The organism is Stenotrophomonas sp. Steno-Z2 (assembly GCF_056393235.1).
This window is the reverse complement of record NZ_JBWJOY010000007.1, coordinates 122,048-140,167: the sequence shown is the minus strand read 5'-3', so window position 1 is coordinate 140,167 and position 18,120 is coordinate 122,048. Positions and strand designations below refer to the sequence as shown.

At 64.9% G+C, this 18,120-nt stretch carries 22 protein-coding genes; all 22 read left to right on the top strand.

What is annotated here, in order from left to right:
• The first annotated feature begins 423 nt into the window (after window positions 1-423).
• The 22 genes from AC06FP_RS14120 (at window position 424) to AC06FP_RS14015 (ending at window position 18,112) form a co-directional block, all read left to right on the top strand.
• Window positions 424-1,437 carry a hypothetical protein gene (locus AC06FP_RS14120; RefSeq protein ID WP_478075932.1) on the top strand — a complete coding sequence of 338 codons (1,014 nt, stop codon included), beginning with the start codon at window positions 424-426 and terminating at the stop codon, window positions 1,435-1,437.
• 7 nt (window positions 1,438-1,444) lie between these two features.
• Window positions 1,445-1,852, top strand: coding sequence for a hypothetical protein (locus AC06FP_RS14115; protein WP_478075931.1), 408 nt, complete (start codon window positions 1,445-1,447; stop codon window positions 1,850-1,852).
• Window positions 1,853-2,348: 496 nt separating this feature from the next.
• The gene (locus AC06FP_RS14110; protein ID WP_478075930.1) at window positions 2,349-2,591 is read left to right on the top strand and encodes a hypothetical protein; all 243 of its coding nucleotides are present in this window, start codon (window positions 2,349-2,351) and stop codon (window positions 2,589-2,591) included.
• Between the two features lie 330 nt (window positions 2,592-2,921).
• Window positions 2,922-3,488 (top strand): hypothetical protein, encoded by a 567-nt coding sequence (locus AC06FP_RS14105; RefSeq protein ID WP_478075929.1) that lies wholly within the window; start codon window positions 2,922-2,924, stop codon window positions 3,486-3,488.
• 9 nt (window positions 3,489-3,497) lie between these two features.
• Window positions 3,498-3,881 (top strand): hypothetical protein, encoded by a 384-nt coding sequence (locus tag AC06FP_RS14100; RefSeq protein WP_478075928.1) that lies wholly within the window; start codon window positions 3,498-3,500, stop codon window positions 3,879-3,881.
• Window positions 3,882-4,072: 191 nt separating this feature from the next.
• Window positions 4,073-5,221 (top strand): tetratricopeptide repeat protein, encoded by a 1,149-nt coding sequence (locus tag AC06FP_RS14095; protein WP_478075927.1) that lies wholly within the window; start codon window positions 4,073-4,075, stop codon window positions 5,219-5,221.
• 11 nt (window positions 5,222-5,232) lie between these two features.
• The gene (locus AC06FP_RS14090) at window positions 5,233-5,496 is read left to right on the top strand and encodes a flagellar biosynthetic protein FliQ (RefSeq protein WP_478075926.1); all 264 of its coding nucleotides are present in this window, start codon (window positions 5,233-5,235) and stop codon (window positions 5,494-5,496) included.
• Between the two features lie 3 nt (window positions 5,497-5,499).
• Window positions 5,500-6,264, top strand: a complete 765-nt coding sequence (locus tag AC06FP_RS14085; RefSeq protein ID WP_478075925.1) for a flagellar biosynthetic protein FliR — start codon at window positions 5,500-5,502, stop codon at window positions 6,262-6,264.
• A complete protein-coding gene (locus AC06FP_RS14080) occupies window positions 6,264-7,328 on the top strand; it encodes an EscU/YscU/HrcU family type III secretion system export apparatus switch protein (protein ID WP_478075924.1) in 1,065 nt (354 codons plus the stop codon). Before AC06FP_RS14085 ends, AC06FP_RS14080 begins: the two co-directional genes overlap by 1 nt.
• 5 nt (window positions 7,329-7,333) lie before the next feature.
• Window positions 7,334-9,391, top strand: coding sequence for a flagellar biosynthesis protein FlhA (locus AC06FP_RS14075; protein ID WP_478075923.1), 2,058 nt, complete (start codon window positions 7,334-7,336; stop codon window positions 9,389-9,391).
• A gap of 10 nt (window positions 9,392-9,401) precedes the next feature.
• Window positions 9,402-10,067, top strand: a complete 666-nt coding sequence (locus tag AC06FP_RS14070) for a flagellar hook-basal body protein (RefSeq protein WP_478075922.1) — start codon at window positions 9,402-9,404, stop codon at window positions 10,065-10,067.
• Window positions 10,068-10,079: 12 nt separating this feature from the next.
• The gene (locus AC06FP_RS14065; RefSeq protein ID WP_478075939.1) at window positions 10,080-10,844 is read left to right on the top strand and encodes a flagellar hook-basal body protein; all 765 of its coding nucleotides are present in this window, start codon (window positions 10,080-10,082) and stop codon (window positions 10,842-10,844) included.
• A gap of 26 nt (window positions 10,845-10,870) precedes the next feature.
• On the top strand, window positions 10,871-11,563 hold the full coding sequence (gene flgA, locus AC06FP_RS14060) for a flagellar basal body P-ring formation chaperone FlgA (protein ID WP_478075921.1): 693 nt from the start codon (window positions 10,871-10,873) through the stop codon (window positions 11,561-11,563).
• Entirely contained in the window at window positions 11,553-12,140 is a 588-nt protein-coding gene (locus AC06FP_RS14055; RefSeq protein WP_478075920.1) for a flagellar basal body L-ring protein FlgH, read from the top strand. The genes flgA and AC06FP_RS14055 overlap by 11 nt, the downstream gene beginning before the upstream one ends.
• Window positions 12,122-13,252, top strand: coding sequence for a flagellar basal body P-ring protein FlgI (locus tag AC06FP_RS14050; protein WP_478075919.1), 1,131 nt, complete (start codon window positions 12,122-12,124; stop codon window positions 13,250-13,252). The genes AC06FP_RS14055 and AC06FP_RS14050 overlap by 19 nt, the downstream gene beginning before the upstream one ends.
• A 10-nt stretch (window positions 13,253-13,262) precedes the next feature.
• Window positions 13,263-13,640 (top strand): hypothetical protein, encoded by a 378-nt coding sequence (locus tag AC06FP_RS14045; RefSeq protein WP_478075918.1) that lies wholly within the window; start codon window positions 13,263-13,265, stop codon window positions 13,638-13,640.
• The gene (locus AC06FP_RS14040) at window positions 13,637-14,008 is read left to right on the top strand and encodes a flagellar basal body rod protein FlgC (RefSeq protein WP_478075917.1); all 372 of its coding nucleotides are present in this window, start codon (window positions 13,637-13,639) and stop codon (window positions 14,006-14,008) included. Before AC06FP_RS14045 ends, AC06FP_RS14040 begins: the two co-directional genes overlap by 4 nt.
• A complete protein-coding gene (gene fliE, locus AC06FP_RS14035; protein WP_456119348.1) occupies window positions 14,008-14,304 on the top strand; it encodes a flagellar hook-basal body complex protein FliE in 297 nt (98 codons plus the stop codon). Before AC06FP_RS14040 ends, fliE begins: the two co-directional genes overlap by 1 nt.
• A 2-nt stretch (window positions 14,305-14,306) precedes the next feature.
• The gene (gene fliF / locus AC06FP_RS14030) at window positions 14,307-15,677 is read left to right on the top strand and encodes a flagellar basal-body MS-ring/collar protein FliF (RefSeq protein ID WP_478075916.1); all 1,371 of its coding nucleotides are present in this window, start codon (window positions 14,307-14,309) and stop codon (window positions 15,675-15,677) included.
• Window positions 15,677-16,135, top strand: coding sequence for a hypothetical protein (locus AC06FP_RS14025; protein ID WP_478075915.1), 459 nt, complete (start codon window positions 15,677-15,679; stop codon window positions 16,133-16,135). The genes fliF and AC06FP_RS14025 overlap by 1 nt, the downstream gene beginning before the upstream one ends.
• Window positions 16,122-16,790, top strand: a complete 669-nt coding sequence (locus tag AC06FP_RS14020; RefSeq protein WP_478075914.1) for a FliH/SctL family protein — start codon at window positions 16,122-16,124, stop codon at window positions 16,788-16,790. Before AC06FP_RS14025 ends, AC06FP_RS14020 begins: the two co-directional genes overlap by 14 nt.
• Window positions 16,787-18,112 (top strand): FliI/YscN family ATPase, encoded by a 1,326-nt coding sequence (locus AC06FP_RS14015; protein ID WP_478075913.1) that lies wholly within the window; start codon window positions 16,787-16,789, stop codon window positions 18,110-18,112. Before AC06FP_RS14020 ends, AC06FP_RS14015 begins: the two co-directional genes overlap by 4 nt.
• Window positions 18,113-18,120: the final 8 nt, after the last annotated feature.

The following is an 18,120-nucleotide window of genomic DNA, read 5'->3' as shown; positions in this document are numbered from 1 at the left end:
GAACCAAGCGAGAATATGGCTATCGGCCTGAGTGGGCCAAGGGAGTTGCTGGCAGGCATGCACCTAACTGATGGTGACGTGTAGCACTTCTTCGCCGCTGAATAGTTGCAAACAGATCCCTTGATGAAATTGCGGCACCCCAACGTGGAACACGCCCTGATCCAACGACCTATTTGTCGTCGGGATACATTGACAGCCATCCTTCACAATTCGGCACAGTTGCATCTTACCTGACGCCAAAAGGAGCGTTGGACTACTTGGGAAAGCGACAGCCATCGAGCGAGAGTGGTGGTGGCATGCTGGGCATGGTCATCATAGTGGTGGTGGCCGTGGTCGCCACGGTGTTCACTGCAGGGGCAACGGCAGCGAAAATTGGGGGCAGAGTGGACTTTATCTACGGAATCCCCGGAATTCCGGGGCAGAGTGAACTTTGGGGGAATCCCAGACAATCAGACGCCTCAAGAAAGCGGTGAAGGGCTAAACGCCTGGGTAGGCAGCAGCCCGCTGTACGCGAAGATTCCGGTGGGGGCGACGGTCGAGCAGGCGCACGGGACGTTCTACCAGACCAATACCGGGTGGATGCAGAAGAACCGCCCGGACGACTACGCCAGGGCGTTGGCAGGGCCGGCCCCAAGGCAGGTCATGTGGGAGCGCAATGATCTGCGCGACCTCCAGGCGATGGGCCGGTTCGTGTGGGGTGGTTTCAAGGGGGCGGTGAATGGAATCGCGGGATCGCTGCAGATGGCCCCGGGCCAGCAACTCATGCGCTGGGCGACGGGCACCAAGGTGTGGGAGCCGTTCGAGCTGAACGGCTCGGTGGAGCAGGCCGGTGCGATCGCCTTTGGTGTGGCCGGACTATTTGTCGGGGGCGGGAGCGGAGCCATGTCCGCCGCCAGGTCGGCTAGACTGGCTTCCGGCATAGGAACGGCCGAAAAGGTGGAGGTGGTTGCGGCGACCCGGGCCCGGTGGGTCGCAGCTCAGGAGAAGGTTGCAAAAGATGCTGAACACTTTGTTGACTTGAGTCGTGCAGGCGACCTGATTCCTGGTCTCTACAGGGGCAATCCCCAGCAGATTCGATTTGGTCAGCATCTCGCAAGCCCGAACTTCAGCACTGGAGGGACGATCAATGACACGATTGCCGAGCTGCTGGCTGGGAAGTCGCCTGATCTGATCGGCGATAGCCCAATTCGCGTCGTTTTCAGGGATGGGGTTCCATTCACCTTGGATAACCGGAGGTTGATTGCGTTCAACACGGCCGGAGTCGATAACATTCCATTTCAGGTTGTAAGCACGAGCGATCCGGCTATTGCCACATTGTTGCGTAACCCCACCCGAATGAACCCGATTGGGGGCGAGGGCAGGTACATTGTTGTTGCTCCCAGGGCAGAGCAAGTCGCTGCTCGGCAACTGCTGCTGGAAAACGGACTGATTAAGTGAGAAGCCCATGAAAGCCCCAAAGAAAGAAATTGACATAAACGACCTTTTGGCGTTTCCCGTGTGGCGATATGACCCGGAGACAGAAGTCTTCGAGCCACTGACGAACATTGATGATCTAGTCGGGTCAATCGATGAGCTGCATTTCTATGCAGCCTTCACAAGTCGGCTAGGTCACAGGTTTCAAGGATCGGTAACCGGAAAGGGCGAAACGGCAATGGGCATCTACCTGAATGATCGTTGGTACTCGTTGAATAGAGACTGGAAGCAAGCGTCCCTAGATCAGCTGGACGCTCTCGCTAAAGACTCCTGGCTTCGCGATATCCAAGCCCCCAACGACCTCCTTCCCTTTAAATTTGAAACGGTCATTAAGAGGGAGCCGTTTGTCGATTGGACTGGAGAATTTGATTTGAAATAGTTGCAAACAGATCCTCTGATGAAATTGCTACACTCCCACGCGGAGCACGCCCTGACCCAACGACCTGTTTGTCGTCGGGATACATTGATGGCTATCTTTCCAATTCGACACAGGTGCGTCTTACCTGACGCCAAAAGGAGCGTTGGATTACTGGGGAAGGGATGCGCTGGGTCGTGCAGGGCCAGTTCGTTATGCCATCAAGTCAAATCAATGACATCCTTCTCAAGAGCAACGGGGATCTTGCTCTGATTGAGAAGGAGCTCGGCATCAATCCGGGCGATTGGCAGGGTCGAGAATTTGTAAGAATTGACGTAAGCGACTCGCGAGGCTTGAACTTGCGGATGCCGAGCGGTAACGAGACTGGCGCCAATGATCTTTGGATGCCGGGAGGAAAGCTCCCGACTGGATATTCTGAAGCGGTTATTGATCAGATTTCCATAGGGCGGCACTCCGAAACGAGCATTCCCGACGCATTACGAAGGTTGAGGAAAGAGTCATGAGTGTTATTGCGGAAAAGAGATGGTCATATGTTCTCTTTGATGAAGGAGGTGGCTGGACCCTGACGACGTTGATTGGAGGGGTTGTTGAGGTTGATGTCAGCATTCGACTGACAAGCGAAGAAGTGAGTGAGGTTAAAAGGAACATCTCTTATGTGGAAAGCCTTGCCTCAGAGGTCAGAAGAAATCGGACGAAGTTTTCGGCCAGAGAGATAGTTCCGCCGGTTTGGCCTAAGAAGTGATGTCGTAAACCACGCAAGGATGTCTTTTGGCGCAGGTGGGATAAAGATGCTCTGTCAAGAGATATGCAGGGCAGTACTTGATCATTAGGGTTGGGAATTGCAGGAGGCCGGATTTTCTTTGCTTCGCCGGATGAATTTGGAATTCCTACTTGAGCTGAAGTTGCAAGACTGCGCGTGTACGTCTGCCTCGGTGCCCGTGTTCCAGCAGACGGGCACGGCCGCAGCAACGCCAGCTTGTGAGGTGCCTGGGCTAAACTGCGGCCAGCTTCAGGGGATTCCCTGTTTATGCGCCCGCGGTGTTGCGGGTGATACCTCATTGGGATGGGCACGATGGAATACGAAGCGCTGGACGATGATGAACTGCTCCATCTGTCGCTTGATGCGATCAACGGTGCGCGCGATGCCGATGCGGTGGTGCTGTTGAAAGTGTTGACTGGCCGCAGCCCCGGGAACCCCCTGGCGCACTATCTGCTCGCGGCACAGCATGCCCAGACCGGCCTGATGGATCGGGCCGAGCAGGGTTTCAAGCGTGCCGTGGAGTTGGCGCCGGAGTTCGCGATGGCGCACTTCCAGCTTGGGCAGTTGATGCTGGTGAAGGGGGACGCTGCCGCGGCGGCTCATGAATTTCGACAGGTCCGCTCGGATGATCCGGCCATTGCCTGCTATGCGGAAGGGCTGTGCGCCTTGGCCGAGGAGCGGCCGGCCGATGCATTGGCTTCGCTGCAGCGGGGCCTGGGGCAGCCCCAGGCGATTCCTGCATTGGCGCAGGACATGCGACGGCTGATCGACGACAGTGGAATTGGGGCTGTAGCTCCGCCGGGGGCGCAGGAGAGCGAGGGTGTTGCCAGCTTGGCAGTGGCTCCCATGCTGTTGTCCAACTACAGTCGTTACAACTGAGGGGCCTTTGTGGAACTCGATCGCCTGACTTCGACGGCTGCGCTGATCTCCGCGATCCGGCGGGATGTCACTTCAAGAACAGGCATGGTTGCCACGACGGCCAGGATCGACTCCGTGAGCAAAGGTGAGGTAGCTCACCGTGGGGGACCTGCCCTGGCTGTGTTGCGCAGGCAACTGGCAGGACTGGCCCGCGAGGTGGATGTCGAGGATCCGACGGCTGTACGGCAGGCGCGCATGAGGTTCATCCGCGCGGTACTGGTGTGGGAGTTCGGCCCCGAGTTGCGTGAACACCCCGAGTGGCGTCCACTCTTGGAGGGGGTGGAAGAGGCGTTGGCCGCACGAGGCGATGTCGGCGATGATGAGTTCGTTTCCATGCTGGCATCGCTGAAATAGCGATCTCCGGCTATTGACAGCATGGTCGTCGCTTGGTTTAAATTTTCAAAGGGGATGCACAACGAGATACGCAAGGGATGCAGACGCGCTCATGTCGCGGAGGCGTTTCCAGCGACGCGTAGTTCGATGGGGATCATGGATTGTTGCCTGGCTGCTGCGCATCAAGCGTGAGCAGCGCTCATGGAAGTGCCATGTTGTCGATAGATCGATTGACGCAGTACTTGGCCGTAGACCCATCGAACGTTGAGTTGGCGGCGGATCTGGCTGAGTTGCACCTGCGTGCGGGCGATCCTTCGGAAGCGGTACGGGTGTTGCATGGACTGCCGCCGTCCTCGCAATCGAGCCCTCGAGTCCAGTTCCTTCTGGCACAGGTGGACCTGGCGGCAGGCCGCTATGGCGCGGCTGAAGAACGCCTGGTGCGATTGCGGGAGGGCGGCCATGACAGCCTGGCCACAGGACACGATCTTGCCTTCGCAATGTTGTGCCAAAGGCGCCTGGACGAAGCCCGCGCCGTTCTCTCCGATGTAGACGCCAGGCATCCGGGCGAGCCCGCGGTCCAGATCCTCCACGCCCGCATCGAACTGATGGCGGGCAACATGGCCTTGGCTGATCAGTGGCTCGGGAAGGTGCTTGACGTGATTCCGTCGCACCCGGAGGCTCTCGGCCTGAGGGCGCTCGGCCTTCTGGATGCCGGCGATGATGCAGGAGCGCAGGCCAACGCCGCTGCCTGCCTGGCGGTCGACCCGGACCAGCACGAGGCTCTGATCACCGCCGGATCGTTGGCATTGGCCAATCGGCAACCGGTTCGCGCCCAGGAATATTTCAGCCGCGCACTGTCACGCTTCCCGAATTCCGGGCGAGCGCTGTCAGGATCGGGGCAAGTACAGATGCTGCAGGGCGAGTTGCAGCATGCCGGACAGACACTGGCGCGGGCCGTCGCCTGCATGCCCGACCATATCGGAACCTGGCATGCCCTGGCGTGGGCGCAACTGTTGTGCGGAGACGTCGTGGCGGCGGAAGCCAGCTACCGCAGCGCGCTTGCGCTGGACCGGAACTTCGCCGAATCGCATGGCGGCATCGCCATCGTCGCGCTGCTGACGGGCCGTACAGCGGAAGGCGAAGCGAGCATGACACGTGCGCTGAAACTGGATCCAGGCACCATCAGCGGCCGCTACGCAAGAACATTGTGGCTGCAGGAGAACGGCAGGGAAACCGAGTCCACCGCGTTGTTCGCCGAGTTGATGGCGCGCAACGCATTGCCAGGCATCGATGAACAGGACCCGGCGCTGCTGGCGCGGCGGCTGCGGTCTCTTGTCACGGCACGCTCTTCGTCACGCTGAAGCGCTCTGGCATGGACGCTGATATCGCGATGCAGTTGCTGGCCGATACGCTCATCGCGGCGGCCAAGGTGTCGGCGCCGGTGCTGGTCGCCACGCTGCTGATTGGATTGATCATCTCGGTGGTCCAGGTCGCCACGCAGGTGCAGGAGATGACGCTCACCTTCATTCCCAAGCTGATCGCCGTCGGCGCGATTTGCCTGGTGCTGGGGGGCTGGATGGTCGCCACCACCGTGGAACTGGCCAAGCGCCTGTTCTCCTTCGCCGCGGGCCTGTGAGCGATGGAAGCGCTTCAATCCTTCCTGATCCTGTTTGCGCTGGCCGGCCTGCGCTACCTGCCGGTAACGGTGCTGCCCGCGTTCTCGCCGCTGGCATGGGCACCGATGACGGTACGCATCGTCGTCATGCTGGCGCTGGCCTGGCTGACGGTGCTCGCCCTGCCGGTGCAGGGTGCCCTCCCGGGTGGCGCTGGATGGCTGCTGCTCGCAGTGCTGGGCGAACTGCTGGTGGGGGCCGTTTTCGGCCTTGCTTTCCTTTTGCCGAAGGCGGCGCTGCATGGGGCTGGCTGGCTGGTGGACATGCAGGCTGGCCTGGGAGCGGCCACGCTGTTCAATCCATCCGCCGATACCGGGCCGGAATCGCTGCTGGGTCACGCGCTCATGCTGGCGATGACCGTGTTGTTCTTCGCGCTTGATCTGCACCTGCTGTTGTTCCGTGCCATGACGGCCAGCATCCACTGGCTTCCGCTTGGCGGTGGAGGCGTGCGCTTGAGCGCCGACGCCTTCCTCCGGATGCTCGGAACGGGCTTCGTTGCCGGGTTGATGCTGGTGGCGCCGGTTGTCGTTGGCCTGTTCTGCGTGGATCTGGGCGTGGGCTACGCATCGCGGTCCATGCCCCAGGCCAACATGTATTTCCTGGCGCTGCCGGTAAAGATCGCCGTAGCCATGGGGTTGCTGGCACTGACTTTGACCTATCTGCCGATGCTTGCGGGACGGTTGTTCACCCAGGCAGCCGGACAGGTTCCTTCCGTGCTGGGAGGTCCCTGATGGCGCAGGGCGACCAGGACAAGACCGAGAAGCCGACCCAGCACAGGCTGGAACAGGCGCGGCGGCAGGGTCAGGTAGCCAGGAGCACGGATCTGGTGGGCGTAGCGAGCCTGCTGGTGTTCGTGCTGACGTTCGTGGCGCTCTCTGCGGGCGTGGCCACGGCCATGGCCGCGCAGATGCGCCAGATGATCGCGATGGCGGGCGCGCGGCCCCATATGGGTTCCGGCTTTGCCGCGTGGCTTGGACAACTGCTCGGCAAGCTCGGTCCGCAGCTGATCCCTTTGGTGCTGGCGATGGTGGTGGTGGCCATCGCGGCCAATGTGCTGCAGACCGGTCCCGTTTTCTCGGCGCATCCGATCAAGCCCGACTTCAAACGCATGCATCCGGGCAACGCGGTCAAGCGCGTATTCTCGATGCGCGGCCTGTGGGAGCTGGGCAAGCTGCTGGCCAAGCTCGGCCTGTTGGCTGCCCTGTGCTGGACGGCGGTCGGCCATGCGCCGGAGTTCGTCCAGCGCGTCGCCGGCACGCCGTCGTCCCGCCTGCCCGAACTGCTGCTGGGCATGGTCTGGAAGGTGTCGCTGTACGTGATCGGCATACTGGCGCTTGTTGCGGTGGCCGACCTGCTGTTCGTACGCCGCAACCACATGAGCCAGTTGCGCATGAGCCGTCGCGAGCTCAAGGACGAGAACAAGCAGCGTGACGGCGATCCCGAGGTCAAGGCGCGGCAGAAACGCAGCATCCGCGAACTACTCAAGAAGAGCCGGGCCATCCAGCGCATCGGCGAGGCGGACGTGGTGCTGACCAACCCCACGCACTACGCCGTTGCACTCCAGTACCGGCCCAGGACCATGCGCGCGCCCATCGTTCTGGCGAAAGGCCGAGGCTTCCTTGCCGCGAGGGTACGCAGCGTCGCCCTGCGCAAGGGGGTGGCGGTGATTCCGGCGCCGCCGCTGGCGCGTGCGCTGTATCGGTTGTGCGAGATCGACGCACCGGTGCCCGAGTCCCTGTACGGACAGCTGGGTCCGATCTATCGCCGGCTCTATGCGATGAGGGGCGCTGCATGAGGTCGATGCTGTCCCTGTTGTGGTCGGGCAAGCGCGACCTGGCGCTGGTCATGCTGATCGTCGGCATCCTGATGGCGCTGTTCGTGCCGGTGCCTTCGCCGCTGCTGGACTTCCTGCTGGTGATCAACATCAGCCTGGCGCTGTTGATCCTGCTGGTGACGTTCTTCACCGAATCGCCACTGAACTTCTCCACTTTCCCGACGCTGTTGCTGATCGCGACGATGTTCCGGCTGGCGCTCAATGTTTCGGCGACCAGGCTGATCCTGGAAGGGGCGGATGCGGGCAGGGTGATCGGTGCCATCGGCTCGTTCGTGATCGGCGGGAACTACGTGGTGGGCATCGTGGTGTTCCTGATCCTGGTCGTGGTCCAGTACGTGGTGGTGACCAACGGTGCCCAGCGCGTGGCCGAGGTCGCAGCGCGGTTCACGCTGGACAGCATGCCCGGCAAGCAGATGAGCATCGATGCCGACATGAACATGGGGTTGATCGACGAGCACGAAGCCCGCCGCCGGCGCGCCATGATCGAGAAGGAGGCCAACTTCTATGGCGCGATGGACGGCGCCACCAAGTTCGTCAAGGGCGATGCCATCGCCGGCATCGTCATCATCCTGATCAATATCGTCGGAGGCCTGGCCATCGGCATCGCCCAGATGGGCATGCCCTGGACCGAAGCGGTGCAGCGCTTCACCCTGCTCACGGTGGGCGATGGCATCGTCACCCAGATCCCGTCGCTGGTGATCGCGGTGGCCACGGGCATCATCATCACCCGCGCGGCGGCCGATGCCAGGCTCGGCACCGAGATTCCGCGCCAGGTTCTTTCGAGTCCGCGTGCACTGCTGGTGGTGGCGTTCGCATTGCTGGTGATCCTGGTGCTCCCGGACTTCCCGAAGCTCCCGGTGCTGGTCGTTCTGGCCGGGGTGCTCGCGCTGGCGTGGTACGCATTCCGCCAGGCCGCGACACAGGAAGCCGATGGTGACGCCGCCCCGCAGGAAGAAGTGGGCGTGGCGGCGGGCTCTCCGCAGGAGGCCCTGCAGCAGGCATTGCGGATAGAGCCCATCGAGATCCGCATGGGCGGTGTGGTGCATCAGTTGCTGCTCGGCCCCTTGGGCGATCTGCAGGAGCGAATCGATCACATGCGTACCCAGGTCGCCGCCGACCTGGGGTTCATCGTGCCGCGGATCCAGACCTGCATCCGGTCCGAGCTTGGACCGCACGACTACGAGCTGTGGATACATGGCTGCCGTGCCGGACGGGGCAACCTGATTCCGGACCGGATCCTGGCGATCAACCCGGGCGGGGCGCGCGCGCAGCTGGAGGGCGTCGACACGCGTGACCCCGCCTATGGCCTGCCCGCGCAGTGGATCGACCCTGCGCAGCGGACGCAGGCGCGCAGCGCGGGCTACACGCTCGTGGAGCCGGATACCGTGCTGATCACGCATCTGAACGAGGTGATCAAGCGGCAGGCACCGGAGCTGCTGACCCGTGCCGAGACCGAGCGCATGCTGCTGCGCCTGAAGGAGCGCTGCGGGCCGATGGTGGAAGAGCTGGTGCCCAATGTCCTCAGCTATTCCGATGTCCAGAAGACGCTGCAGCTGCTGCTGCGCGAGCAGGTGAGCGTGCGCAACCTGGAAGCCATCGTCGAGGTGCTGGTGGACGCGGGGCGTGCGGTCAAGGCCCCCGAGGAACTGGCCGAGAAGGCGCGCGAACGCCTGGGGCCCGGCATCTGCCAGCGCTTCAACGATCCGAAGGGCGACCTGAACGTCCTGACCCTGGCGCCTGACGTGGAACGGACCTTGATGGGGGCGCAGCGCAATGCCGAGGGGCGCGGCGCATTGTTTTCCGACATTGCCCAGCTGGATGCCTTCATCAAGCAACTGGCGCGCCAGTCCGAGGCCATGATGGGGCGCAGCCTCAATCCTGTCCTGCTGTGTCCGGCCGCGCTGCGGCGGCCATTGCGGGGCCTGATCCAGCGGTCGTTGCCGCATGTGGCGGTGGTCGGCCTGAACGAAGTTCCGTCCAATACGGTGGTGCGCTCGTTCGCCGCCGTCGGGATCACCAGTTGAGGAATACGCGATGAGCGACACGATCCAGGCCTTGTCCCGGGCATTGAACGCGGACATCCAGGGAATCAATGCGGTCAGCCACAACGTGGCCAACATCAACACGCCGGGCTACCAGGGCGTGCGTGCGGTAGCGGATTTCAGCGCCAGCGCGGGGCTGTCCCGCCAGGTCGTCCTGGGTGACGGACCGCTCAGGTCGACCGGGCGGCCTCTGGATCTGGCCCTGCGTGGCGAAGGCTTCTTCGTGATTGATCGCGGCGGCCAGCCCCTGCTGACCCGCGCCGGCAGTTTCGTTCGCGATGCCGGGGGCTATCTGGCAACGCGCGGCGGCGACCGGGTGATGACCGATGCCGGGGCGTTGCCGCTGCCTGATGAAGGAGTCCGGGTGGACGAGCAGGGCGTGGTGTGGTCTGGCGACCAGCGCCTGGCGCAACTGACGATCGTGGCCGTCGACCCCGGCCGGCTGCAGGCCGTCGAGGGCGGCTATCGGCATGACGGCGCATTGGCGACTTGGTCCGGCCGGGTGCAGCAGGGCGCCACCGAGCAATCCAACGTGGACGCGGCCGCGCAGACGTTGCAGTTGATCGAACTGACCCGTCACGCGGAGTCCGTCCAGCGCGTGGTGTCCATCTACGACCGCACGCTGGACGCGGGCATCAACCGAATCGGCGACAACTAAGGACGTTTGACCATGATCGACGCACTCTATATTTCGTCCACCGGCCTGCGCAGCCAGCAGGAGCAGATCGACGTCATCTCCAACAACGTGGCCAACATGCAGACGCCGGGCTTCAAGCGTAGCCGCGTCAACTTCGCCGAAGTCGCGTCCTCGCCGATGTCGCGCGACGCGCAGCTGACGGCGGTCTCCCATGGGGGCGGCACGCGCGTGGCGTCGGTATCGCAGGAGTTCGCCAGCGGCGCCATGCAGCCAACGCGCGGCCCGCTGGATCTGGCCATCGATGGCAATGGCTTCTTCGAGCTGGAGGACGCCAATGGCAACCGCTTCTACACCCGCTCCGGCCGGTTCCACCTGGACGACCAGGGGTATCTTGCCGCCGTCAATGGCATGCGCCTGAGCGCCGGGCTGCAGGTGCCGCAGGGCGCGAGCGACATCCTCGTTTCCGCCGCCGGCGAACTGAGCGCACTGCTCGAAGGTAGCGAGGAGCGCACCGTGCTCGGCAACGTCGAACTGGCGCTCTTCACCACCACGGAAGGGCTGGAATCGACGGGCGACAACCTGTACCGCGCTGGCCCGCGCAGCGGTGGAGCGGTGCTGGCCGTCGCCGGCGAGGGCGGCAGCGGGCGGCTCCAGCAGCATTATCTGGAGGCCGCGAACGTGGACATGATCGATGAAATGACGGGGCTGGTGCTTGCACAGCGCGCCTACCAGCTCAACGCGCGCGTGCTCCAGGCATCCGACCAGGTGCTTGAAACCATCAACAACCTGCGCCGCTGATGCGCTTGATGCGGAATGCATGGCTGATGCTGCTCGCACTGCTGCCATCGCTGTCGGTGGCGGAGACGCATGTGCCCGCCGGGCGTCTGATCGAGGTCGCGCAGGAACGCCTGCAGTCGCGGGCCGAGGGCATCTCCGCGGAGTGGCAGTTCATCCCGTCCGGTACGCCGATGGCATCGGCGGTCGTCGCGGACGGGGAACTCGGCATCGAGGCGGGCGACGTAGACGGCGCCTGGCCGCGCAGCAGGGTCGGGGTGCCGGTGACCCTCCGGGTCGATGGCGCAATCGCACAGACACGCATGGTGTGGTTCACCACGCGCGCCTGGCGCGACGTCCATGTCTATGCGCACGACTACCGCAGCGGGGAGGCCGGCGACGATCTGCGGACTGTCACCCGGCGCGTCGATATCGCGGCTGAAGGTGGCGAGGAGGTCGTCGCCGCGGATGTCCTGGCGCCGGTACCGCGAGGCTACCGCCTGCTGCGCGATGTGCGCGCGGGCCAGCCCGTATTGGCGCGCGACCTCGGGCCGATGCCGGCCGTCGCCCGCAATACCCGGGTCGCCCTGCAGGTACGCCGGGCGGGGCTCGCCCTGAGTACCGCCGCGCTGGCCCGGGATGACGGTGCCGTGGGCGAGCGCGTGAGGGTGCTGCCGCAGGGGGGCACGCAATGGATCAGGGCGGCGGTAACGGGCCGCAACGAGGTGACGATTGAAAACTGAGCTGCTCATCGCGGCGTTGCTGGGCGCGTCCCTGGCCGGCGGGGCAGGGAGCTGCCACGCGCAGGAAAGCCTGATCAACCCCGAGACCTATCGCGGCATTGCCGCCGACCGGCGTGCCTATCGTGTCGGCGACATCCTGACCGTCAACGTGCTGGAGGCCGCGCGGGCACGGTCCAGCGCCAATACCGACGCAAGATCCGATCTGCGCCTTGGCGCCTCCGCGTCCACCCCGGGATACCAGGGCAGCGCCACGGGCAGCCTGGGCGGAGCCAGTGCCGGCGGAGCGGAGACCTCGCGCGCCGGCGAGCTGCGCACGCAGCTGTCCGTGCGGGTGCTGGAGGTGCTGCAGGACGGCACGCTGGCGGTGGAGGGGGCGCAGTCCCTGATCATCAACGGCGAGGACCAGCGGATCACGCTCAGCGGGCTGGTCCGCCCGGAAGACATACGGGCCGACAACAGCCTGTGGTCGCATCGCATCGCCAACGCGCGCGTCGAGTTCAGCGGTTCCGGCGTGGTGAGCGAGTCCCAGCGCACCAGCATTGTCTACCGCGCACTGAAATGGCTGAGGTTGCTGTGAGGACGTTTCTTCTTCTGCTGGCGGCATTGCTGCCTGGCCTGTCGCATGCCAGCGAAGCCAGCGACGTCCGGGTCAAGGACATCGCCCGCATCGCCGGCGTACGCGACAACCCGCTGACCGGCTATGGGCTCGTATTCGGTCTGTCCGGCTCCGGCGATTCGACCCGCAACCGGGCAACGCTGCAGTCCATATCCAATACGCTGCGCAACTTCGGCGTCAACGTCGACCTGGGCGATCTGTCCAGCCGCAACGTGGCGGCCGTCTTGGTGACGGCGAAGCTGCCGGCGTTCGCCGAGCCGGGCCAGCAACTGGACGTGCAGGTCGCTTCGTCCGGCGATGCCCGCAGCCTGGTAGGCGGCACCTTGATGCTGGTACCGCTCAGTGGCCCGGATGGACAGATCTACGCGATCGCACAGGGGGCGGTTTCGGTGGGCGGCTATCAGTTCGAGGCCATCACCGCGTCCGTGCAGAAGAACCACCCGACCGTCGGCTGGGTTCCGGCCGGAGCCACCGTCGAGCGCAGCTCGCCCCTGGGCGTGGTCGGCGACGGACAGTCGCTGAGCATTCTTCTCAACGAGCCGGACTTCACCCTGGCCCAGCGCATGACACAGGCCATCCGCGATGCCCTGCCGGATGCCGAAGCCACCGCCGAGCATGCAGGCAAGGTGACGGTGAAGTTCGACGCGCAGGACCCGGGCCTGGTCGCGCGCATTGCCCGGATAGAGAACATCCGCCTTGCCCGCGAGCGCCGTTCGCGGGTGGTCGTCAACGAACGCACCGGCACCGTCGTCGCCGGCGGCGGCATCCGCATCGGGAGCGTGAGCATCACCCATGGGGACCTGCGCGTGGAGGTCAACACCCGTTACAGCGTTTCGCAGCCGGATGGATTCCTGGTGCGCCCGGGCAGCGACGTACGCAGCGTCCTGGTACCGGAAAGCCGCATCGATGTGCAGGAGGGCGTGGCTCCCGTGGTGTCGGTGGCCGAGGGCACGACCGTGGCGGAGCTGGTATCGGCGCTGCGGACCATCAAGCTGACGACACGTGACGTCATCGCGGTACTTCAGTCGATCAAGGCAGCTGGCGCGCTGGATGGCGAGCTGCTCATTCAATAAGGGGAGAGTGATGTCTAGTGATCTGACAGTCGACGCCGTCCGCACGGCGCTGGATATGAGCCGGACGCGCGCGGAGGTCGCCGGATGGAACATCGTCAATGCTTCCGTGGCAGGGGCGTCGTTCTTCGTGCTCGACCAGAGCGCCGCGGCATCCGCGTTAGCCCTGGCTGCCGGCCCGGACGGGGCCGCCGGCCGGCAGGCGCTGGCCGCCGTGCGTGACTCGGGATCGTCCCTGATAAGCGAACGTGTCGGCTCCGAACGGCCCGGACTGGACGAGCTGGTCGCTGATTCCGTGGCTGCGGGTCTGCAGTACCAGGTGCTCAGCGAGTCGTTGGGGCGTCACTTCGGACTGATGCGGCTGGCGATCACCGGGAGGAATGGCGCATGAGCATTGATGCGATCCTGGAGGCCAGCAGGGCGGGCATGCAGAACGAACGGACCCGCATGGACGCGGCCAGCCGCAATGTCGCCCTGGCCAACCAGCCCCTCGATCCGCGTTCCCTGGGAACGGCGGGGGCGAGCTTCTCGAGTGTGCTGGGGCCGCAAGGGCAGCCGCTGCAGGCCGCGACGCGGTCGGTGCTGGATCCGGGCCATCCGATGGCCGATGCCGAAGGCAAGGTGCATTACCCGGCCGTGGACATGGTCCAGGAGATGACGACCCTGCTTTCCGCCAGCCGCGGCTACGAGGCCAACGTCAGGTCGTTCAACACCTTGCGTGGCATGGAACTGAAGGCCATGGAGATCGGGACAAAGTGATGGGCATAGAAGCGATTACCGCGCTGGGCGCGGGCATGGGCGCAGCGGAGGCGCAGGCATCGACGCGGATTGCGCATGCGGACTTTTCCTCCGCGGTCGGGCTTGGTCTCAAGGGCGTCGACGAGGCATTGAAAGGCGCCGACCAGACCGTGCGTGCGGCGGCTGCGGGGCAGGAGATCGCCACCCATGACGTGATGATTTCGCTCGAGGAGGCACGGATGCGGCTGATGCTGCTGGCGGAGGTGCGCAATCGCCTCGTCGAGGCGTACCAGGAACTGTCGCGGATGCAACTCTGACCATGTCCGCACTGAATTCCATCAAGGCCACGTTCGCGGCGATGAGCCGTAATGCCCGTATTGGCCTGAGCGTTGGCGTGGCGCTGCTCGCGCTGGCAACGGCGCTGGCGCTGTGGCTGGTCTTTTCGCCAAGGCAGGAACTGCTGTTCGGCAACCTCTCGGAGGCGGATGCCGCCGAGATCGCTGCCACGCTCGGGGAATGGAAGGTCCCCTACAGCCTTTCGGAGAACGGCACAGGCATCCTGGTGGACGGCCAGAAGATGCTCGATACACGCATGCGCCTGGTGTCCGCCGGCATTCCCAAAGGGGGGCATGTCGGCTACGAACTGTTCGACGACAATGAATTCGGGGTGACCGAGTTCGCGCAGCGCATCAACTACCAGCGTGCGCTGCAGGGAGAACTGGAAAGAACCATCGCCAGCATTCCCGGCGTGCAGAACGTACGTGTGCACCTGTCCATCCGGCGTGCAGGTTCGTTCCTCGGCGAAGAGGCCAGTTCCAAGGCCTCGGTAGCCCTGGCCCTGCAGCCCGGCACGCAGCTGGCGAAGCGCCAGGTGGCCGGTATCCGCAACCTGGTCGCGTCGGCGGTGGAAGGGCTGTCGCCGGCCTCCGTGGTGGTGGTGGGGCCGGCCGGTCTCCAGCTTGCTGGCGCAGGCGAGGGCGAGGCTGGATCAGCGGGTGATGGTGCCGATGCGGCTGCGGACATGTCCGCGCGCATCCAGGCCCGGGTCGAACAGCTGCTTTCCGAAGCCCTGCACGGGCAGCGCGCTTCCGTCTCGGTCGACGTGCGCCTGAACTTCGACAAGGTACACCGGACGCTTGAAAGGCCCGTGGCGCTGCCGGGCACGACGCAGGGCATCGTCGTGCGCCGCAGCAGCAGTGGAGGGAGGCCAGCGGAAGGCGCCGGCGAAGCGGCGCTGATCAATGAACAGGTCGAGTATGCGCATGGCACCGAGCGCGAAGAGGTGACGCGCGCAGCTGGCGCGATCGAGCGCATCTCGGTGGCCGTGGTTCTACCCAACGGGGTTGCAGCTGCCGAGCGTGAGCGGCTCATGCGCCTGGTGTCGGTGGCGGCGGGGCTGGATGCCTCGCGGGGCGACAGCATCGAGATGGGCAATGCAGCCGAAGTGCCTGCGACGGCGGTGGAGGCGCCTTCCGCCGCGGCAGGAATGACGCCTGCGAAAGCTGCCGTCGCGCCATCACTGCCAACGCACAATGGCCTGCTCTGGGTACTGGCTGGATTCCTGCTGGGCACGGTCGCCGGCGTGATGCTGATGTGGCGCCGCCGGGCCAGGCCGTTGTTGCTGAGCCGGGACGAAAGCGAGCGCGCGGCATTGCAGGTGCAGGCCTGGCTGCGGGAGGAGAGGCATTGATGGATGCCGAAGCGGTCCGTCGTGCAGCCATCGTGCTGGCGGCCATGCACCCCCGGGTACGCGCCCGCGTCCTTGCGGATCTGGGTGCTGCCATGCGCGGCCGGCTGTCGCCGGTGATGGATGAAGTAGTGCGGCGTGGCTGGAATGGTCGTGCCATGGCAATGGCGGTGCTCGCGTCGGCGCCGGTAGCCGATGCCACCAGGGAAGCCTCCTGCCAGGAGACGATGGCGCTGTCCGATCATCTGGAGCCGGCGGCATTGGCCTGCGTGCTGCAGGCCGAGGGCATGGGGAGCGATGATTTCCAGCTGGCCATGATGCCGGCCAGTCTTCAGCGTGAACTGCAGGCGGCACTCGCTGCCCGCGGCCCGATGCCGCCGCAGTTGCGCGAGGCCACGCGCGCAGCCGCGCGGGCCCTGCTTGGCGAATTGAAGGGGCGGGGTGAACATGCGCCGCATTGATGCCGATGCCATCACGGCAGCGCCACTATGGTCGGCATCTCCCGCTCCTGTCATGGAGGCCGGACGCGACCAGGCGGCAGAGGACGCTGCGCGGCGGGAGGCCGACTACAGGGCGGCGGTGGAGCGGGGGTTCCAGAAAGGGCAGGCCGAAGGACTGGCGCAGGCGCAGAAGACGGCGCAGGCGCAGGCGGCTGCATGGCAACAGGAGCGCGAGCTCGAACTGAGCCGGGCCCAGGCGCAGTACGAACAGGCTCGCAAGACCTTCGAGTCGCTGGCCTTCAACCTCGAGGAATGCATCCGGGCGGAAGCGGCACGAGCCGAGGAACTCGCGGTGGAAGTCGCCTACGGTGCGGTCGCCCGCTTGATGGGCGAAGGGTACGCCGCAGGCACATTGATTCCTGCGCTGGTACGCCACGCGATGCTGGAGGTGGATGCCGCGGTGGAGACCGTCCTGGTATCCAGGCAGGATGCGGCGATGCTCGATGGCCATGAGGGAATCTGCTTCGAGGTGGACGGTCGCCTGCTGCCCGGGCAATGCCGTCTGCGCACACGGCTTGGCAGCTATGACAGCGGTCTCGACGTACGCCTGGACATGCTGCGTACCGCACTGTTGGCCGGCCTGTCGGAACACCGTTCCGCCCAAGGAGCCGCATGAACCTGCAGGCCCGCCTTCAATCGGCCATCGCGCGGACGGAGATGTACCGCCGTCAGGGTCACGTGGTCGCTTTCAATGGCCTGGTCATCGAAGCGCAGGGGCCCGATGCGAACATCGGCGAACTGTGCGAAATCATGCCCGGCGACGGACGTTCCATCGTGCCGGGCGAGGTGGTTGGTTTCAGCAAGGAGCATGTGCTGCTGATGCCGTATGGCGACGTGGGCGGCATTTCCGGCCGAAGCATGATCCGCGCCACGGGCCGGCCGCTCGACGTACCGGTAGGCGATGCCCTGCTGGGGCGCGTGGTGGATGCGTTCAGCCGCCCGCTGGACGGAAAGGGCCCTCTTGCGCTGCCCGGCCGCTATCCGCTGCACGCCGCCCCGATCAATCCGATGCATCGCCAGGGGATCGACGAGGTGCTTGAAACCGGCGTGGCGGCCATCGACTGCCTGCTGACGCTTGGCCGTGGCCAGCGCATGGGCGTGTTCGCCGGCAGCGGCGTGGGCAAAAGCACCCTGCTGGGCATGTTGGCGCGCCACGTCCAGGCCGATGCCATCGTATTGTGCCTGGTGGGGGAGCGCGGGCGCGAGGTCGGGGATTTCATCCGCGAATCGCTGGGGGAAGAGGGGCTGCGGCGCGCGGTGGTGATGGCCGCAACGGCGGACCAGCCTGCACTGGTGAGAACGCATGCCGTACATGCCTCGCACGCGGTAGCCGAATATTTCCGCGACCAGGGCAAGTCGGTGTTGCTGGTGGTCGACTCGATCACCCGTTTTGCGATGGCGCAGCGCGAGATCGGCCTGGCCATCGGCGAACCCCCGACATTCCGCGGTTATACCCCTTCCGTCTTCAGCTGGCTGCCCCGCATCGCCGAGCGCTGCGGACGCCACGGAAAGGGAGAAATCACCGCCATCTACAGCGTGCTGGTGGAAGGCGACGATATGAACGAACCGATCGCGGACCACATGCGCGCGGTGCTTGATGGTCATATCGTGCTGAGCCGCGAACTGGCGCAGCGCGGGCATCTGCCTGCCATCGACGTCCTGCAGAGCGCCAGCCGCCTGCTGAACGCGCTCGCCTCACCGGAGGAGCTGGCATGTGCGGTGGAAGCACGCCGGGTACTGGCACAGTACGACGGCGCCCGCGACATGATCGAGCTCGGCGCGTACCAGAAGGGCAGCAATGCCTCGCTCGATGCCGCCATCCAGGCGCATGCGGAGCTGTCCGACCTGCTCCGGCAACCTCCCGGGACCGCGATTCCACGCGCCACGGCGATGCGCGGGTTGGCGGCTGCTGTGACTGCAGGGGCGGGCAATGCATAAGCGCCGAC